This is a genomic window from Actinokineospora globicatena, assembly GCF_024171945.1.
Classification (GTDB): Bacteria; Actinomycetota; Actinomycetes; order Mycobacteriales; family Pseudonocardiaceae; genus Actinokineospora; species Actinokineospora globicatena.
Genome location: NZ_JAMTCR010000002.1, coordinates 2,397,740 through 2,415,806, shown reverse-complemented (window position 1 = coordinate 2,415,806; position 18,067 = coordinate 2,397,740). Strand labels below are relative to the sequence as shown.

General features: G+C 70.7%; 18 protein-coding genes. 3 read left to right on the top strand and 15 right to left on the bottom strand.

Annotation, left to right across the window (positions count from 1 at the left end):
* The first annotated feature begins 1 nt into the window (after position 1).
* Positions 2-1,327 carry a hypothetical protein gene (locus tag LV79_RS10875; RefSeq protein ID WP_253834682.1) on the top strand — a complete coding sequence of 442 codons (1,326 nt, stop codon included), beginning with the start codon at positions 2-4 and terminating at the stop codon, positions 1,325-1,327.
* A 63-nt stretch (positions 1,328-1,390) separates the two neighbouring features.
* Here the strand turns inward: LV79_RS10875 and atpD are convergent, their stop codons facing one another.
* From atpD to LV79_RS10820, 11 genes are all read right to left on the bottom strand, one after another.
* The gene (atpD, locus tag LV79_RS10870; protein ID WP_121390066.1) at positions 1,391-2,827 is read right to left on the bottom strand and encodes a F0F1 ATP synthase subunit beta; all 1,437 of its coding nucleotides are present in this window, start codon (positions 2,825-2,827) and stop codon (positions 1,391-1,393) included.
* Positions 2,827-3,753 carry a F0F1 ATP synthase subunit gamma gene (locus LV79_RS10865; RefSeq protein ID WP_253834681.1) on the bottom strand — a complete coding sequence of 309 codons (927 nt, stop codon included), beginning with the start codon at positions 3,751-3,753 and terminating at the stop codon, positions 2,827-2,829. Before LV79_RS10865 ends, atpD begins: the two co-directional genes overlap by 1 nt.
* Positions 3,754-3,763: 10 nt before the next feature.
* Positions 3,764-5,404 (bottom strand): F0F1 ATP synthase subunit alpha, encoded by a 1,641-nt coding sequence (atpA, locus tag LV79_RS10860; RefSeq protein WP_253834680.1) that lies wholly within the window; start codon positions 5,402-5,404, stop codon positions 3,764-3,766.
* 44 nt (positions 5,405-5,448) lie between these two features.
* Positions 5,449-6,285: a F0F1 ATP synthase subunit delta gene (locus tag LV79_RS10855; protein WP_253834679.1), complete on the bottom strand. Its 837-nt coding sequence runs from the start codon at positions 6,283-6,285 to the stop codon at positions 5,449-5,451.
* 12 nt (positions 6,286-6,297) lie between these two features.
* Positions 6,298-6,849, bottom strand: a complete 552-nt coding sequence (locus tag LV79_RS10850; protein WP_372495303.1) for a F0F1 ATP synthase subunit B — start codon at positions 6,847-6,849, stop codon at positions 6,298-6,300.
* 34 nt (positions 6,850-6,883) lie between these two features.
* Positions 6,884-7,138, bottom strand: a complete 255-nt coding sequence (locus LV79_RS10845) for an ATP synthase subunit C-like protein (RefSeq protein WP_253834677.1) — start codon at positions 7,136-7,138, stop codon at positions 6,884-6,886.
* Positions 7,139-7,200: 62 nt separating this feature from the next.
* Positions 7,201-7,986, bottom strand: coding sequence for a F0F1 ATP synthase subunit A (gene atpB, locus LV79_RS10840; RefSeq protein WP_253834676.1), 786 nt, complete (start codon positions 7,984-7,986; stop codon positions 7,201-7,203).
* Positions 7,987-8,221: 235 nt separating this feature from the next.
* Complete coding sequence (locus LV79_RS10835; protein WP_253834674.1) at positions 8,222-8,719, bottom strand: Cg1360 family ATP-synthase-associated protein; 498 nt, start codon at positions 8,717-8,719, stop codon at positions 8,222-8,224.
* Positions 8,716-9,870: a glycosyltransferase family 4 protein gene (locus LV79_RS10830; protein ID WP_253834672.1), complete on the bottom strand. Its 1,155-nt coding sequence runs from the start codon at positions 9,868-9,870 to the stop codon at positions 8,716-8,718. The genes LV79_RS10835 and LV79_RS10830 overlap by 4 nt, the downstream gene beginning before the upstream one ends.
* Positions 9,871-9,976: 106 nt before the next feature.
* Positions 9,977-10,624, bottom strand: coding sequence for an L-threonylcarbamoyladenylate synthase (locus tag LV79_RS10825; protein ID WP_253834670.1), 648 nt, complete (start codon positions 10,622-10,624; stop codon positions 9,977-9,979).
* 461 nt (positions 10,625-11,085) lie between these two features.
* Complete coding sequence (locus tag LV79_RS10820; RefSeq protein WP_253834668.1) at positions 11,086-11,913, bottom strand: tetratricopeptide repeat protein; 828 nt, start codon at positions 11,911-11,913, stop codon at positions 11,086-11,088.
* Between the two features lie 173 nt (positions 11,914-12,086).
* On the opposite strand from LV79_RS10820, the gene LV79_RS10815 reads away from it, so the two are divergent.
* A complete protein-coding gene (locus LV79_RS10815) occupies positions 12,087-12,665 on the top strand; it encodes a serine/threonine kinase C-terminal domain-containing protein (RefSeq protein WP_253834666.1) in 579 nt (192 codons plus the stop codon).
* A gap of 217 nt (positions 12,666-12,882) precedes the next feature.
* On the opposite strand, the gene prmC is transcribed toward LV79_RS10815, so the two are convergent.
* From prmC to rpmE, 3 genes are all read right to left on the bottom strand, one after another.
* Positions 12,883-13,749: a peptide chain release factor N(5)-glutamine methyltransferase gene (prmC, locus tag LV79_RS10810; RefSeq protein WP_253834664.1), complete on the bottom strand. Its 867-nt coding sequence runs from the start codon at positions 13,747-13,749 to the stop codon at positions 12,883-12,885.
* A 4-nt stretch (positions 13,750-13,753) separates the two neighbouring features.
* The gene (gene prfA, locus LV79_RS10805; RefSeq protein WP_253834662.1) at positions 13,754-14,830 is read right to left on the bottom strand and encodes a peptide chain release factor 1; all 1,077 of its coding nucleotides are present in this window, start codon (positions 14,828-14,830) and stop codon (positions 13,754-13,756) included.
* 81 nt (positions 14,831-14,911) lie between these two features.
* Entirely contained in the window at positions 14,912-15,133 is a 222-nt protein-coding gene (gene rpmE / locus LV79_RS10800; RefSeq protein WP_253834660.1) for a 50S ribosomal protein L31, read from the bottom strand.
* Between the two features lie 278 nt (positions 15,134-15,411).
* On the opposite strand from rpmE, the gene LV79_RS10795 reads away from it, so the two are divergent.
* Positions 15,412-15,804 carry a hypothetical protein gene (locus LV79_RS10795; protein ID WP_253834657.1) on the top strand — a complete coding sequence of 131 codons (393 nt, stop codon included), beginning with the start codon at positions 15,412-15,414 and terminating at the stop codon, positions 15,802-15,804.
* A 6-nt stretch (positions 15,805-15,810) separates the two neighbouring features.
* Here the strand turns inward: LV79_RS10795 and rho are convergent, their stop codons facing one another.
* Positions 15,811-17,928, bottom strand: coding sequence for a transcription termination factor Rho (rho, locus tag LV79_RS10790; RefSeq protein ID WP_253834655.1), 2,118 nt, complete (start codon positions 17,926-17,928; stop codon positions 15,811-15,813).
* Between the last annotated feature and the right edge of the window lie 139 nt (positions 17,929-18,067).

Sequence of the window (18,067 nt, the reverse complement as noted above, 5' to 3'; positions counted from 1 at the left end):
GGTGGACACCACCGAGCTGTCCCGCGCGCTGCGGGACGCCACCGAGGGGCTGCAGGCCCCACCGGACCTGGCCGCGGCCGTCCTGCGCGGCGGCAAGCGGCGCCGCACCCGCCGCCGCGCTGTCCTGGCGGGCGGCATGGCCGTGGTCATCGCCGCCGCGGGGCTGGTCGTCGTCGAGGTGACCGGGTCGAACGAACCCCAGATCGCCGTCGCCGCCAACCCGATGCTGACCGCGCCGACCCGGGGCGACCTGGCGGGCGACAAGGCGTACCTGGACGCCGCCGTGGCCGCCTTCGACGCGGGCATGCCCAACGAGCCGGACAACGCCCGCCTGGGTCGCCCGCACGTCTACTGGGCAGGCACGACGGACGGCGGCAAGGTGGCCGTGGTCGCGCAGGAGGTCGAGCTGACGAGGGCCAGCGGCAGCGTCTCGGGCACGTCGGTCGTCGGTTTGCTGGTGGGCGCCAAGCCAGTCCTGGTGAACTCCTTCCCCCAGCCCTACGGCACCCCGGCTAAGGGCTTCGCGTTCGTCTACGGCCCGCTCAACCGCGACGTCATCGCGCTGGGCGCGGACAGCCTGAGCATCTCCTCGCGGTGGCAGCTCAACCCGACGGCGGAGCGGTCCGTGCGCACGGACTGGAAGCCCATGGTCAAGCGCGACGGCCTGTGGTTCGGGAAAGCCGACGGCCCCGGCCCGGTCGAGGACATCCGCGTGGTCACCGGCGACCCGGCGAAGGCGGGCTACGACCAGTCCCTCACGATGCTGCCCAGCTCGCGGTGGGCCCTGGGTATCGACCGGCAGCGCAAGCCGGTGCCGGAGAACGTCCTGCGCACCAAGCCCGGCGACGTGTTCTCGGTCAACGGCAGCAGATCGGGCCGCTTGGGCGACGACATCCACGAGACGCTGACCATGGCGGGCCTGCTCGACCCGCTCGCGGGCGTCTCCCCGACCGGCGCCCAGGCCGTGGTGGACCTGCAGGGCGGCGGCAGCGTGGTGGCGGTGGAGGTCGTGACCACCTTCGTCACCAGCGACCTGTTCCTCGCCCTGCGCGACACCAACGACACGATCACCGGCTGGCTGCACTGCGAACCGGTCCGACGCGACGGCGGCGGCCTCATCGGCGCCTGCGTGCTCCCCGGCGACTCCGGGATCCTCGCCCTGGCCCCGGGAATGGCGCTGAGCTACGAGGCCGAGGGCGAGGGCGCCCTCCCGGGCAACCGGGTCGAGGTGGGCACGAACGCGGCGGTCGTCCCGTCATCGGTGCACACCATCCACCTGCGCGACCCACAAGGCCGCTCGGAGTCCCACGGTCTGCTCAAGCAGTGACCCAACGGCAGCGGGCCGGTGTCCACTGTGGACACCGGCCCGTTCCGGGTGTTCGGGGCTAGCTCACTTCTTGGTGAGGGCCTGGTACTTGCGCTCCAGGTCGTCGAGACCACCGATGGAGAGGAAGGCCTGCTCCGGGATGTGGTCGTACTCGCCCTTGGCGACGCGGTCGAAGGCCTCGATGGTGTCGGCGACCTTGACGAACGAGCCCTCCTCGCCGGTGAACTTCTGCGCGACGAAGAAGTTCTGGGACAGGAAGCGCTCGATGCGGCGGGCCCGGTTCACCGTCACCTTGTCCTCTTCGGACAGCTCGTCCATGCCGAGGATGGCGATGATGTCCTGCAGCTCCTTGTACTTCTGCAGGATCCGCTTGACCTCCTGCGCAACCCGGTAGTGCTCGTCGCCGACCACGGCCGGGTCGAGGATCCGGGAGGACGAGGTCAGCGGGTCGACCGCCGGGTAGATGCCCTTCTGGGAGATCGGACGGGAGAGCTCCGTCGTCGCGTCCAGGTGGGCGAAGGTGGTCGCCGGGGCCGGGTCGGTGTAGTCGTCGGCGGGCACGTAGATCGCCTGCATCGAGGTGATCGAGCGACCGCGCGTCGAGGTGATGCGCTCCTGGAGCTCACCCATCTCGTCGGCCAGCGTCGGCTGGTACCCCACCGCGGAAGGCATGCGGCCCAGCAGGGTCGACACCTCGGAGCCCGCCTGGGTGAACCGGAAGATGTTGTCGATGAACAGCAGCACGTCCTGGTTCTGCACATCGCGGAAGTACTCCGCCATGGTCAGCGCGGACAGCGCGACCCGCATGCGGGTGCCCGGCGGCTCGTCCATCTGACCGAACACCAGCGCGGTGTCGGGCAGAACGCCCATCTCCTCCATCTCGAGGAAGAGGTCGGTGCCCTCGCGGGTGCGCTCGCCGACCCCGGCGAACACCGAGGTGCCACCGAAGTTGCGGGCGATACGGGTGATCATCTCCTGGATGAGCACCGTCTTGCCCACGCCCGCGCCGCCGAACAGGCCGATCTTGCCGCCCTCGACGTACGGGGTGAGCAGGTCGATGACCTTGACGCCGGTCTCGAGGACCTTCGTCTTGCCCTCGAGCTGGTCGAAGGCCGGGGGGCGGCGGTGGATGCGCCAGCGCTCGGCGTCCGCGGCGTGGCCCGGCTTGTCCAGGCACTCGCCGAGGGCGTTGAACACGTGGCCCTTGACCGCGTCGCCGACCGGCACCGAGATGGCCTCGCCGGTGTCGGTGACCGGCGCGCCGCGCACCAGGCCGTCCTGGGGCGCCATGGAGATGCAGCGCACCAGGTTGTCACCCAGGTGCTGGGCGACCTCGAGGGTGATGGTCTTGCGCAGCGACTCGAGGTCGACCTCGACCTTGAGCGCGTTGTAGAGCTCGGGCACGGAGCCCCGCGGGAACTCCACGTCGACGACGGGGCCGATCACCCGGACGACGCGACCGACCGCGTTCTTGGTGCCTGGTTCCTGAATGGCAGTCATTAGTCATCACTTCCTGCGGCAGCGAGCGCCTCGACGCCACCGACGATCTCGCTGATCTCCTGGGTGATCTGCGCCTGGCGGACCTGGTTGGCGACACGGGTGAAGCTCTTGACGAGCTCGTCGGCGTTGTCCGTCGCGGACTTCATCGCCGTGCGGCGTGCGGCGGACTCGGACGCGGCCGATTCCAGCAGTGCCGCGAAGATGCGGGTGTTGATGTACTTCGGGAGCAGGTTGCCCAGCAGCGTCTCCGCGCTCGGCTCGAACTCGTAGGTCGAACTCAACCCCGGCGTCTCGTCGTACTCCAGCTCGAGCGGGGCGACCCGCACGGCGATGGGCCGCTGCGAGAGCATCGAGTTGAACTCGGTGTAGACGATGTGCAACTCGTCCACGCCCAGCACGCCGTCGGCGCCCGGCTTGTCGTCCACGTCGTCCGCGCCGTGCAGGAAGGCCTGGATGAGCGCCTCGCTGGCGGCGACCGCGTCGGCGTAGGTGGGCCGCTCGGAGAAGCCGGTCCAGCTCGCCTTCACGGCCCGCTGGCGGAACTTGTAGAAGTTGACGCCCTTGCGGCCGATGACGTAGACCACCGGCTCCTTGCCCTGCTCGCGCAGGAGCGTGACCAGTTCCTCCGCCCGCCGCAGCGCGTTGGCGTTGTAGCCACCGCACAGACCGCGGTCGGAGGTCACCACGAGCACCGCGGCCCGCCGGTAGCGCTCACGCGGGGTGAGCAGCGGCGAGTCGAGGTTGGCCGCGCCGGTCGCCAGCGCGGTCAGCACGGAGGTGATCTCGTCGGCGTACGGCTTGGCCGAGGCGACCCTGGCCTGGGCCTTGCTGATCCGCGAGGTGGCGATCAGCTCCTGCGCCTTGAAGATCTTCTTGAACGACTGGGCCGACTTGATCCGCTGCCGGATCTCGCGAAGCTGTGCCATGGCGGTCCGCCTACTCCGTCGGGGCGGGCTTGTTGACCTTGACGGTCTCCTGACCCACCTCGGCGGCGTCGAGCGCGGACGCGGGGGTGTCGGTCACCGAGGCGCCGGACCCAGCGGTGAACGAGTCCTTGAACGCGGTGACCGCGGCGACCAGGCGCTCCTCGTTGTCCGGGGAGAACTTGCCCGACACCCGGATCTCCTCCAGCACGCCCGCGTGGCGGTGGCGCAGGTGCTCGTGCAGCTCGGACTCGAAGCGGCGCACGTCGGCGACGGCGAGCGAGTCGAGGAAGCCCTTGGTGCCGACGTAGATCGAGACGATCTGCTCCTCGACCGGCAGCGGCGAGTACTGGCCCTGCTTGAGCAGCTCCATCATCCGGGTGCCGCGCTCGAGCTGCGCCTTGGAGGTGGCGTCCAGGTCGGAGGCGAAGGCGGCGAACGCCTCCAGCTCGCGGAACTGGGCCAGCTCGAGGCGCAGCGTGCCGGAGATCGACTTCATCGCCTTGGTCTGCGCGGCGCCACCAACGCGCGACACCGAGGTGCCGACGTTGACCGCCGGGCGCTGACCGGCGTTGAACAGGTCGGACTCGAGGAAGCACTGCCCGTCGGTGATGGAGATGACGTTGGTGGGGATGTAGGCGGAGATGTCGTTCGCCTTGGTCTCGATGATCGGCAGACCGGTCATCGAGCCGCCACCGAGCTCGTCGGAGAGCTTCGCGCAGCGCTCCAGCAGGCGGGAGTGCAAGTAGAAGACGTCGCCGGGGTAGGCCTCGCGGCCCGGCGGGCGGCGCAGCAGCAGCGAGATCGCGCGGTACGCCTCGGCCTGCTTGGTCAGGTCGTCGAAGATGATCAGGACGTGCTTGCCCTGGTACATCCAGTCCTGGCCGATGGCCGAGCCGGTGTAGGGCGCCAGCCACTTGAAGCCCGCGGAGTCCGACGCGGGGGCGGCGACGATGGTGGTGTACTCCAGCGCGCCCGCCTCCTCCAGCGCGGACTTGACGCCCGCGATGGTGGAGCCCTTCTGGCCGACGGCGACGTAGATGCAGCGGACCTGCTGCTTCGGGTCGCCGGTCGCCCAGGCCTTCTTCTGGTTGATGATGGTGTCGACGCAGACCGCGGTCTTGCCGGTCTTGCGGTCACCGATGATCAGCTGGCGCTGGCCGCGGCCGATCGGGGTCATCGAGTCGATGGCCTTGATGCCGGTCTGCAGCGGCTCCTCGACCGGCTGGCGCTGCACCACGGTGGCCGCCTGCAGCTCGAGCACGCGCTCGCCGGTCGCGGCGATCTCGCCGAGGCCGTCGATCGGGTTGCCGAGCGGGTCGATGACCCGGCCGAGGAAGGCGTCGCCGACGGGGACCGAGAGGACCTTGCCGGTCCGCTTGACCTCCTGGCCCTCCTCGATCTTGTCGTAGTCACCGAGGATCGCGACACCCAGCTCGCGCGCGTCGAGGTTCAGCGCCACGCCGACGATGCCGCCGGGGAAGGCCAGCAGCTCGTTGGCCATGGCCGAGGGCAGGCCCTCCACGTGGGCGATGCCGTCGCCGGTGTCGGAAACCGTTCCGACCTCTTCCCGGTTGACGTCCGGGGAGTAGCTGGAGACGTAGTTTTCGATCGCACTGCGGATCTCGTCCGACGAGATCGTCAGCTCCGCCATGAAAGTTCCTGCTCTCACTTCGTTGCTTCGGGGGAAGTTAGGGGTCAGGAGAACCGACGCCGCAGCGCGTCGAGCTGTCCTGAGGTGCTGCCGTCGATGACCTCGTCGCCGACCCGGACGACCAACCCGCCACCGATGGCGGGGTTGACCTCCAGGTGCAGCGCGATGGGCCGCGAGTAGATCCGCTGCAGGGTCGCCGACAGGCGCTCCTGCTGCTCGGCGGAGAGCGCGCCGGAGGACACCACGTGGGCCACCGACCGCTCCCTGCGCCGCGCCGCCTCGGCGGCGAGCGCCTCGAGCCCGGGCACCAGCTGGCGGCCACGCGGCCGGGCCACCAGGTTCTGCACCAGGGTCTCGGTCGTCGCGTCCACCTTGGACCCGATGAGCTCGCGGACGAGCGCCCGCTTGCCGTCGAGGTCACCGGTCCGGTTGGACAGGACCTGCTCGAGCTCGCTCTGGTCGGCCAGGATGCGGCCGAGCCGGAACAGCTCGTCCTCGACCGCGTCGAGCCTGCCCGCGCGCTCCGCCCCGACGAGCAGGGCGGTGACCGCGAGCGACTCGAGGCCGTCGACCAGCTCGCGGGGGCTCGACCAGCGGGCCGAGGCCGCGGTGGTCAGCACCTTGAGCGTGTCCACGCCGACCTTGCCGGTGAGCAGGTCGGTGACCAGGCGCGCCCTGGCCTCCGGTGCGGTCGAGGAGTCGGCCAGCGTGCGGCGCAGGCCGATCTCGCGGTCGAACAGGCCGACGACGGCGAACAGCTCGCCGCCCAGCGCCGCCGAGCCGGTCGGGGTGGCCTCCAGCACGTCGAGCAGCGTGAGCTCGACGGCGGCGAGGGCTTCCCGGCTGGCTGCGTGCAGCGCGCTGGTCACAGTTGAGGTCATCGAGGACGTCCCCTAGCGCTTCGCCGGTGCGGACACCGAGTCGAGATCGGCCAGGAAGCGGTCGACCGTGCCGCGGCGGCGGGCCTCGTCCTCCAGGGACTCACCCACGATGCGGCTGGCCAGCTCGACGGCCTGGCGCCCCAGCTCGGCGCGCAGCTCGGCGACGATCTGGGCCCGCTGGGCCTCCAGCTGGGCCTGGCCCTGCGCGACGATCCGCGCGGACTCCTCCTGGGCCTGGGCGCGCAGCTCTTCCTTGATCTGCTCGGCCTCGGCCCTGGCGTCGTCGCGGATGCGCGCCGACTCGGCCCGTGCCTCGGCCAGCTGCGCCTTGTACTGCACGAGCGCGGCCTCGGCCTCCTTCTGCGCGGCCTCGGCCTTCTCGATGCCACCCTCGATCTTCGCGGTCCGCTCGGTGTAGAGCGCCTCGAACTTGGGCGAGACGAACTTCGAGATCACGAACAGCAGGAGCAGGAAGGCCACCAGGCCGAGGATGACCTCAGCGATGTGCGGCAGCACCGGGCTGGGCGTGTCCTCAGCGAGGAATAGCACTGCGGCTGACTTCACCACGTCGACTCCCTAACGAACGAAGGGCTTTGGATCAGCCGCCGGAAGCGATGAAGTAAACGACCAGACCGATCAGGGCGAGCACCTCGACGAGCACGAAGGTCGTCCACGCGATGCCCATGAGCTTGCCCTGGGCCTCCGGCTGGCGGGCGGTGCCGTTGATGACCGCGGCCCAGATCAGACCGACGCCGATGCCGGGGCCGATGGCGCCGAGCCCGTAGCCGATCGCGGCCAGACCAGCGTTGATGTTCGCGCTGGCGGCTTCCTGAGCGAGAAGAACACTGCTCACTTGTGTATCCCTTTCCAACTCGGTCCGCGGGAACCCGCGGATCGGGGGCTTGATGGTGTTCCTTAGTGGTCTTCCGCGAGTGCCATGCCGATGTAGTTGGCCGACAGCAGCGCGAAGATGTACGCCTGCAGCACCTGGATGAACGCCTCGAGGAAGGTCATCGCGATGGCGAAGGCCCAGGAGATGATCGAGACCGGCTTGAGCGGTCCGGCGGCGTGCAGGAGCAGGTACTCACCACCAAGGGTGAACACCAGCAGAATGAGGTGGCCCGCGAACATGGCTGCGAAGACTCGGATCGCCAGCGTGACCGGGTTCAGGACGAACTTCTGCAGGAACTCGATCGGCGTAAGCAGGAAGTAGATCGCAGTCGGGGCGCCGGGCGGGACGGTCGCGTGCTTGAGGTAGCCGACGAAGCCGTGCCGCTTGAACCCGACGTAGTGGTAGACCGGGTAGACCACCAGGAGCGAGAGCGCCAGCGGGAACCCGATGCGCGCCATGGTCGGGAACTGGATGATCGGAATGATCCCGTAGAGGTTGTTCACCAACACGAAGGTGAACAACGTGAGAATTAGCGGGACGAAGGGCTTGAAGTCCTTCGAGCCGATCTGCTCACGCGCGATGTTGTTGCGGCCGAAGTCGTAGACCGACTCCGCGGCGAACTGCCAGCGAGTCGGGACGATCTTGAGGTTCCGCGAGGTGATGAGGAAGAACGCCGAGACGATGACGACGGATAGGACCATCAACACCATCGGCTTGGTGACATCGCCGAAGATCGGCGGGAGGAAAAAGTCCTTGACTCCGGGGGGTGCGAACTTCTCGGCACCCTCGGCCAGCACCAGCCTGCCCACCTGTGGGCTCCTTCCGGTTCTCCCGGCCGGCGTTCACTCCGCCGGGGGAATCGTCACGATCAGGACGTAACGTACCTGACGAACTTGGCATGTCTTGAGGCGGCCACCCGGGTCTCCCGGGCGGCCATGGTGAGCGGGCGTGGAGAAGTGCCACCCACCGTTGACGCGAACGATAGCAGGCAGCCCCGCCACGCCGGACAGACGTACTGCTAGTCGCCGATTCCCTGGTGGGCGGCTACTTCTCGCCCGCCGGGATGATGGTCGGCAGCTTGGTCCTGCGAAACGCCAAGGCCTCGGCCGCCGCGGCGACGACGACCACCGCGACCATCGTGATACCCAGCGACTTGGCGTGCAACGCGTCCACCCCGCGCAGCGCCGTCATCACCAGCAGCAGCACGAGCAGCTTGCCCACGAAACCGCCGAGCGACGCCGCCATGCCTATGTGCGGGCCGAGGTGGGCGGTCTTGCGCATCAGCACCAGGGTCAGCAGCGACGACCCGGCCGCCAGCAGCCCGCCGACCAGCGCGCCGAGGAGCCCTGGAGTGCCGTTGAGCACACCGAACAGCGCGGCGCCGATCGCGATCGTGGCCAGCGAGGGCCACAGTGCGTAGCGGAACATGGCGTTGGCCAACGTCAGCAGCGACTGGGCGTGCGGATCGGTCCGGGGCGTCGCGCTGTCGGCAGCCGGGGTCCCCGAGGTCGCGGTGCCTGCGCTCTGGTCGTCGTCGCTCATCGTGACCTCAGTCTAGGGATGGCGGAGATGATCACCGCGATCAGGACGCCGATGCCGACCACCCAGATGACCGCCGAGATGTCGTACACGGTGACCGCGACCGCGCCGAAGGCGAGCAGACCGGCCCACAAGTAGATGAGCAGGACCGCGCGGCGCTGGGAGTGGCCGATCTCCAGCAGCCGGTGGTGCAGGTGCATCTTGTCCGCGGAGAACGGGCTGACCCCGCGCCTGGTGCGGCGGATGATGGCCAGCAGCAGGTCGAGCACCGGGATGAACAGCACCGCGGCCACGATCAGCAGCGGCGAGAACAGCGCGATGGCGTCGGACAGGCCCCAGATCGGCGGGTTGGCCCGGCCGGAGGCGGTGGTGCTGGCGGCGGCGAGCATCAGGCCGATGAGCATCGAGCCGGAGTCGCCCATGAACAGCCGGGCGGGCTGGAAGTTGTGCGGCAGGAAGCCCAGGCACGCCCCGGCCAGGGTCGCGGCGATCAGCGCGGGCGAGTAGGTGCCGACGTCGCCGCCGGAGAGGTCGAGCAGGTGCAGCGCGAACACCGCGGTGGCGGCGGCGGCGATCATGCCGACCCCGGCGGCGAGCCCGTCCAGGCCGTCGATGAAGTTGATCGCGTTGATCAGGGTGACGGCGAGCAGGATGGCCAGCAGGCCGCCCTGGTTCTGGTCGAGGATCAGCACCGACCCGAAGGCGTTCTCGTCGCCGCCCCACGGCACCCACAGCACCGACCACTGGATCCCGTAGAGCACCAGGATGCCCGCGCAGGTCGTCTGGCCCGCGAGCTTGGTCAGCGAGTCCAGCTCGAACCGGTCGTCGAGGATCCCGATGAACACGATGATCCCGCCGCCGATGAGCACGGCCGTCGGGTCGAACGAGTAGTCGAACGCGCGGCGCAGCACGGGCAGTTGGTGGGCGAGCAGCATGCCGCCGCACACGCCCAGGTACATCGCGAGCCCGCCCAGGCGCGGCATCGGCACCACGTGCACGTCGCGCTGGCGGGGGTAGGCGACCGCGCCGAAGCGGATCGCGAAGAGCCGGACCAGGCCGGTGAGCAGGAAGGTCAGCACCGCGGTGACCAGTCCGACCAGCAGGTACTCGCGGACCGGAAGGCCCGCTGGAGCGAGGTCGCCCGTGGGGATCACGCGCGGGCGTCCCTGGCACTGGGGTAGGACGACGGGGGCACGGCGGGTCGCGTCTCCTGCAGGTCGGACGGGAATTTCACACAGGTCTAGCGGGGAGGGACCGACCCTACCGCGCGGACCGCACCTCGGTGCCCAACGCCTCGCGCACGGCGGCGATGCTGACCGCGCCCTCGCGCAGCACCAGCGGCTCGTCCCCGGTCAGGTCGACGATCGTGGACGGAACCAGGTCCTTGGACGGCCCGCCGTCGAGGTAGATGGAAACCAGGTCCCCGAACTGCTCGACGGCCTCTTGCGCGGTCGCGGCGGGGGGCTGCCCGGACTTGTTGGCGCTCGTGACCGCCATCGGCCCGACCTCGCGCAGCAACTCGATGGCCACCGGGTGCAACGGCATGCGCAACATGACCGTCCCCCCGGTCCGCCCCAGGTCCCAGTTCAACGACGGCGCGTGCGGCAACACGATCGACAGGTCACCCGGCCAGAACGCCTCGACCAACGTCCGCGCGGTGTGCGGAACCGACAGCACGAGCCCGTCGATGGTCGACCACGACCCCACCAGAACCCCGACCGGCATGTCCGGCCCCCGGTTCTTCGCCGCCAACAACCCAGCGACCGCGGTGGCCGAGAAGGCATCACACCCGATCCCGTACACGGTGTCGGTAGGCACCACCACCAACCGCCCAGCCCTCACCGCACTGGCCGCGGCCCCCAACCCATCCACCCGCTGCCCGCGATCACCACAGTCAAAGACCGTCACCCAACGAGCCTAGCGCTGCCCACCCCACCCCCGACACGCCCCTACTGCTCCCGCCCCCACCCACCCACCATCGGCCCTGCCCCCGCCAACCCCACCAACGCGATGGCCTTACCCGTCCCCCATCGGCCCACCGTCTCGCCAGCCGCACCGACTCGGCGGCCCCACCAACCCCGCTTCGCGCCCGCGCGCGCAGGCAACCCCCTGCCCAGCCCCCACCCTCTCCGGGGGGCGTCCCTGGGCCAGTCTACCGGGACCCACCGACAGTCGATCTTGAACCGACCCCCGCAGAGATCCACATGTGGATAACTTCTGTACCCCATAAGCATGAATATCGAAGCAGAGCCCCACAACGATCCCCTGGTCGCAGCCATGATCACCAAACGAAGATCAGCAACGCTGGCACATCGCCCCGACAGAGATCATCAAGCGCCACGACCACCCATAGAGAGTCCACAATGGACTCAAGCCCCAGGCCGCACGATCCGATCAGCCAGCGCCGCGGCCCGTTGCTCCCACACCTGGCGTCGGAAGCGGACGACGATCAAGTACAGCAGGCCGCTGCCCGCGACGATCCCCGCCGCCACCACCAAGGCGCTGCCCGTGATGCCGCCGACGGCCACAAGGGTCAGTCCCAACGAGACCGCCAGCACGGCCAGGCTCACCGCGATTCCCTCGGGCTTCCACTGCCACCGTCGGCCGGAGCGCACCTCGGCCAGGAGGCGTTCGGCCCCTCGCCGGAGTTCGTGGTCTTCCACGTCCAGCGCGAGTACTCGGGTCGCGGCGTGTTCGCAGAGGCGGAGTTGGTGTTCGTTCGCGATCACCAGGACCTCGTCGTCCGTGGCCGCGCGCACCTGGTCGCCGACGGAGGTCCACGTGCTCGCCAGGTAGTACCGCAGCACCGGGTCCGCGCTGTCCCCGAAGCGGCGCTCCAACTCCTCAGCGGCACGCTCGGCCTCGCCCGCGGCGACCATCACCTGGGACAGGCCGAGGGCGACGAGCACGTTGTCCGGGTCCATCTCGGCGGCCGCGCGGTAGTGGCCCGCCGCCGTTCGCCAGTGCCCCCGGGCCAGCAGGACGTCGCCGATGCCCACCTGGTCCAAGGGGTGGGCGCGCAGGGCCGCTGCCTCCTCGAAACCCGCGACAGCGGCGTCCAGGCGGCCCGCGACCAACTCGGCCCGCGCCGCCGCGGCGAACTGCCGTGCGGCGACCGGACCGGTGTCGTCGGCGCCGTGGTCGCTGTCGGTCACCAGCCGCCACTTGGCGGTGATGTCCTGCCATGTTCGTAGCATTGGATCACCCAGGTGCGCACGCTACCCTCAGTACGCCATACCGGGGATCTGACCCACCGGACGCCAGGGGAGCCACCACGACCAGTTACCGCCGACGGGGACATCGGGCGGGCAGGGGATACCAGCTCAGCTCGCGATGGCTGGCGTCCTCACTCGTCGTCGCCTACGCCGCGGTGAGCGCGGCGGTCGGCACGGTGCTGCTGGTCGCCCCGCGGGAACCCCAGGTCCAGGCCTACCCGGTCTACGTCTACACCGAGGCCCCCACACCACCGTCGACCACGACCGCGGGCACGCCGTCGCCGGTCGCGATGCCGGTGCCCGAGGGCTACCAGCGCGTGGCCGGTCCCGGCGGGCTGATCACCACGATCCCGGTCGGCTGGACGATCACCCGCTCGTCCGGCCCCGGCGCCATGCAGGCCACCGACCCCGACGACCCCGGCAGGTACGTCCGCTACGGCGGCGCCCCGGCACCGGCCGAGGACCTGGTGGCCTCGCACGTGGACTACGAACTGCGCTTCGCGGGCGCGCACCGGGGCTTCCAGCGGCACAGCCTGGGCACGGCGACCTACCACGACGTGGAGGCGCTGGACTGGGAGTTCGAGCACGACTCGGCGGCGGGCAGGCGGCGGGCGCACTCGCTGTACTGGCGGATCGGCGGCACCGAGTACTTCCTCTACGCCAGCGCGCCGGCCGCGCGCTGGTCGGAGACCAAGCCGATCTTCAACACGATGGTCGACAACAGCACCCCCTGAGCGCTCCGGGCGAGGGTTGACCGATTTCACTCCTTGGTGGACTGTGACCCACCACGAGTGACCGTACTCGATACGAATCCCGCTTCCGGGGTACGGATGACGGAACACCCCACCGCCCGCCGCGACGACGCCAAGCGCAGGCGCGAGCTGGTCGACACGGTGGTGGTCGCGCTGGCGGTCATCGCCCTGTGGGAAATGCGACCGGGGGCAGGGGCGCTCAGCTGGTGGCGCGGACCGCTGTGGCGAATCGGGGGCGGCCGGCTAGGTCGGTGTGGGCGCGGACGTCCGTGAGGACTCGGCGGGCGCGGAGGAGGGCTGGGACTGATTCGCCGTGGGTGTCGTCGTGTTCGATTGCCACTGGGGCGCCGGGGCGGAGTAAGCGGGCGGCGAGGGAGACGACCGAGCGGATGACCGTGAGGCCGTCCGGGCCGGAGAACACGGCGTGGGCGGGGTCGAAAGTGGACACCTCGGGTGGGACCTCCGTGCCCTCCGGCACGTAAGGCGGGTTGCACAGCACAAGGTCCACCTGTCCGTCCATCTCGGACAGAACCGCCCGGTCGGTCACATCCCCGTGGTGCAACCGAATCGGCGTGTCCCCAGCGCTGACCCGGACGTCAGAGTTCCGTCGAGCCCAAGCCAGCGCCGACGAGTCCAGCTCCACCGCGTGCACGACGGCGTCCGGGCGGGCCTGGGCCACAGCCAAAGCGAGCACCCCCGAGCCCGTGCACAAGTCCACGACCACCGGCGCCGTGACCCCGTCCAGCGCGGCAAGCCCCCACTCCAGCAGCAGTTCCGTCTCCGGTCGGGGCACGAACACCCCCGGCCCCACCAGCACGTCGAGCGCACCCATCGCGGCGGTGCCGGTCAAGTGCTGCAACGGTTCCCGGGCCGCGCGACGGCGGACCAGACCGGCCAGTTCGTCCACTTGGGACGAGTCGACCAGCGGGACCATGACCAGCGTCCCCCGCTCCACCCCCAGCACGTGCGCGGCCAGCAGTTCCGCGTCGACCCGCGGGGAGTCCACCCCGGCGGCGGTGAGCAGGCGTTCGGCGTCGCGGATGGCCAGGCGGAGGGGGTGGCGCACGGGGTCAGCCCGCCGAGTTGGCGAGGCGCTCGGCGCGGTCTGCCTCGGCGAGGGCGTCGAGCACGCCGTCGAGTTCGCCGTCCAGCACGGCTTCCAGGTTGTGCGCCTTGTAGCCGACGCGGTGGTCGGAGATGCGGTTCTCCGGGAAGTTGTACGTGCGCACCCGCTCGGAGCGGTCCACGGTGCGGATCTGGCTGCGGCGCGCGTCGGAGGCCTGCCGCGCGGCCTCCTCCTCGGCGGCGGCGAGCAGCCTGGCGCGCAGCACCATCATGGCGCGCGCCTTGTTCTGCAGCTGCGAGCGCTCGTTCTGGCAGGACACCACGATGCCGGTGGGCAGGTGCGTGATGCGCACCGCGGAGTCGGTCGTGTTGACGCTCTGCCCGCCCTTGCCGGAGGACCGGTACACGTCGATGCGCAGGTCCTTGTCCGGGATCTCGCCGACGTCCTCGGTGTCCTCGACCTCGGGCACCACCAGGACACCGGCGGCGGAGGTGTGGATGCGGCCCTGCGACTCGGTCACCGGGACCCGCTGCACCCGGTGCACGCCGCCCTCGAACTTGAGCCTGGCCCACACGCCCTCGGGGTCGCTGGCCTTGCTCTTGATGGCGACGGTGACGTCCTTGTAGCCGCCGAGGTCGGACTCGGTGCCGTCGAGCACCTCGGCCTTCCAGCCGTGCCGCTCGGCGTAGCGCAGGTACATCCGCAGCAGGTCGCCAGCGAACAGCGCGGACTCCTCGCCGCCCTCGCCGGACTTGACCTCCAGCAGCACGTCGGCGCCGTCGTGCGGGTCGCGCGGCAGCAGCAGCTCGGTGAGCTTGGTCTCCAGCCCGGGGATGCGCGCGGCCAGCTCCTCGGCCTCCGCGGCGAACGCGGCGTCCTCACCGGCCAGCTCGCGGGCGGCCTCCAGGTCGCTGCGGGCGGCCTCGAGCTCGCGGTGGGCCTTGATCACCGGCGACAGCTGGGCGTAGCGGCGCCCCAGCTTGCGGGCCCGGTCCTGGTCGGCGTGCACCGACGGGTCAGCCAGCTCGGACTCCAGCTCGGCGTGCTCGGCCCGCAGCTGGCTCAGTGTTCCGGCGTCCACGCCGACTCCCCTCGTAGTGCGCCAAGACCCCGCCATGCGAACGGCGCCCGCCCGAGTCCCGGGCGGGCGCCGTGAGCGTGGCTACTTGGCGGTCTTGGTCCGCTTGCCGTAGCGGGCCTCGAACCGCGCGACCCGGCCGCCGGTGTCGAGGATCTTCTGCTTGCCGGTGTAGAACGGGTGGCAGGCGGAGCAGACCTCGACGAAGATGCTGCCGCTGGTCTTGGTGCTGCGGGTGCTGAAGGAGTTCCCGCAGCCGCAGGTCACCGCGGTGGTGACGTACTCGGGGTGGATACCGTTCTTCACGGTGGTCGCCTCTCTCGTGTGGCCGCCGGGTCCCCGCGGACCAGGTGTCGCTGGCGGGGTGAACCGGAGCCGGACTCGACCTAGCAGTCTGCCAGACGGGCTGGCGATCGGTGTAACGCGGCCCCCGGTCGGGGTATTCCAGCCCCAGGTCGGAGCACCCGGCCCGTGGTCCGGGCCGGTCCACCGCTCGTCGGACCAGGGTGCCCTCCCGCCGCAGCCCCGCGCCCGCTCACCGATGCCCACCCGGGGAAGCGCCCGGGTCGACGGAGAATCGACGGGTGCGCCCTGCTCTGGGCCGGCCGCTCTCGCCCGTGGCGTGGCTGGCGGTGCCCGTGCTGTTCACGCTGTCCGTGCTCGGCCTCACCGCGCTCGGCGGGCTGCTGCTGGGCGCGTCGTGGCCGGTGACCCTCTCCAGCGGCCTGCTCGGCGCGGCCGCCGCGGTGACCGTCGCACTGGGACCGTCGGTCACCTGGTGGTCGACCGCGCAGCGGGCCGCGCTGGCGCTGCCCTACCCGGTCGCGGTGTTCGGCGCCGGGCTGGCGCTGCACGGGGTGGCGGTGCCCAGCGGGCTCGCGATGAGCCTGGGCATCCCGGCCACGGTGGCGCTGGTGGCCGCCGCGACGACCGAGTCCCCGCGCGCCAGTGGCCCGCGGGGACTCGGTGGTGGCTAGGGACGACTAGTCGTCGTTCCCGGCCGGGGTGTTCTTCGCGACCTGCATCAGGAACTCGATGTTGGTGCGGGACTTGCGCAGCCGGTCGAGCAGCAGCTCGATGGCGGCCTGGCTGTCGAGCGCGTGCAGCACCCGGCGCAGCTTGACGGTGACCGCGAGCTCGTCCGGCGGGAGCAGCAGCTCCTCCTTGCGGGTGCCGGACGGGTCGACGTCGACGGCGGGGAAGATCCGCTTGTCGGCGATCTTGCGGTCCAGCTTGAGCTCGGCGTTGCCGGTGCCCTTGAACTCCTCGAAGATCACGGTGTCACCGGCGGAACCGGTCTCCACCAGCGCGGTGGCGAAGATGGTCAGCGAACCGCCACCCTCGATGTTGCGCGCCGCGCCGAGGAAGCGCTTGGGCGGGAACAGCGCCGTCGAGTCGACACCACCGGAGAGGATCCGGCCGGACGCCGGGGCCGCGAGGTTGTACGCGCGGCCGAGGCGGGTGATCGAGTCGAGCAGCACCACCACGTCGTGGCCCATCTCCACCAGGCGCTTGGCGCGCTCGATGGACAGCTCCGCGACCGTGGTGTGGTCACCCGGCGGCCGGTCGAAGGTGGAGGCGATGACCTCACCCTTGACCGAGCGCTGCATGTCGGTGACCTCTTCCGGGCGCTCGTCGACGAGCACCACCATGAGGTAGACCTCGGGGTTGTTGGTGGTGATCGCGTTGGCGATCGCCTGCAGCACCGAGGTCTTGCCCGCCTTGGGCGGCGACACGATGAGCGCGCGCTGCCCCTTGCCGACCGGCATCACCAGGTCGATGACGCGGGTGGTGAGGATGTGCGGCTCGGTCTCCAGGCGCAGCCGCTCATTGGGGTAGAGCGGCGTGAGCTTGGTGAACTCCGGGCGGTTGCGCGCCTGGTCGGGCTCGAGGCCGTTGATCGACTCCACCCGGACCAGCGGGTTGAACTTCTGCCGCTGGGCCTCGCCCTCGCGCGGCTGGCGGACCTGGCCGGTGATGGCGTCGCCGCGGCGCAGCCCGTACTTGCGCACCAGCGACAGCGAGACGTAGACGTCGTTGGGGCCCGCGAGGTAGCCGGAGGTGCGCACGAAGGCGTAGTTCTCCAGCACGTCGAGCACGCCCGCGACCGGGAGCAGGACGTCGTCGTCGCGCACGTCGGTGTCGTTCTGCCCGCCGGTGCTGCCACCCTCGACGCGACCACCGCGACGGCGGCGGTCCCGGAAGCGGCGACCGCGGCGACCGCCGCCCTCGCCGTCGTCGTCATCGTCGAGCGGGCGGTTGTCCTGGCGGTCGGACTGGCGGCCCTCGGACTGCCGGTCCTGGCGGTCCTGCCGGTTGCGGTCGCCACGGTCGCCGCGGTCGTTGCGATCCCCGCGGTCACCCCGGTCGTTGCGGTCCCCGCGGTCGTTGCGGTCGCCCCTGTCGTTGCGGTCGCCCCGGTCCTGACGGTCGCCACGGTCGTTGCGGTCGCCGCGATCGTTGCGCTCACCGCGGTCGGACCGGTCACCCCGGTCGTTGCGGTCGCCGCGGTCCTGGCGGTCGCCGCGGTCACGGCCGCGGTCGTTGCGGTCGCGGCGCTCGGGACGGTTGTCCTCCCTGGACTCGGTGCGGCGCGGCTGCTCGACCTGGGCGGGCGCGGACGCCTGCTCGGCCGGGGCCTGCGGCGCGGTGGCCGTGGTCGCCGTCGCGGCGATCGCCTCCGGGCTGCCCGCGGCGCGGCTGGACCCGCGGCGGCGGCGGTTGTCCCGGCCGCCGTCCTGGCGCGGCGCCTCCACGGCGGTCTCCACGGGCGCGGGCGGCGCGGCGACCTCGGTCGCCTCGACCGGCCGCTCGACCTTGCTCGCCCGCTCGCGCTTGGGCTTGGTCTCGACCGCGGTGTCGGTGCCGTTGAGCGGCAGCTGCTGCGCGGTCCCGCCAGAGCCGCCGTCCTGCCGCTCCTTGATGGCCGCGATCAGGTCGCCCTTGCGCATGCCGGTGGTGCTGGTGATCCCCAGTTGGCCCGCGAGCTCACGCAGTTCGGCGAGGACCATGCCGGACAGGCCCGCCCTGCGCCGGGGTGCGCCCCCGTTGGCTTGTGCCTTCGCGGCCGGGTCGCTGCTCAGTAGATCGGTATTGCTCACACATGTCCTTCCTGACCGGTCCCCGCCTCCTACGTGGACCAGCGGCCGCCGTCCGACGGAACGCGAGACGGCGTGACTTCCCTGTGCTGAACTTCCGCGCCACGGAGGTGGCCACGGGTCCGGGCCAACCGTTGCGACA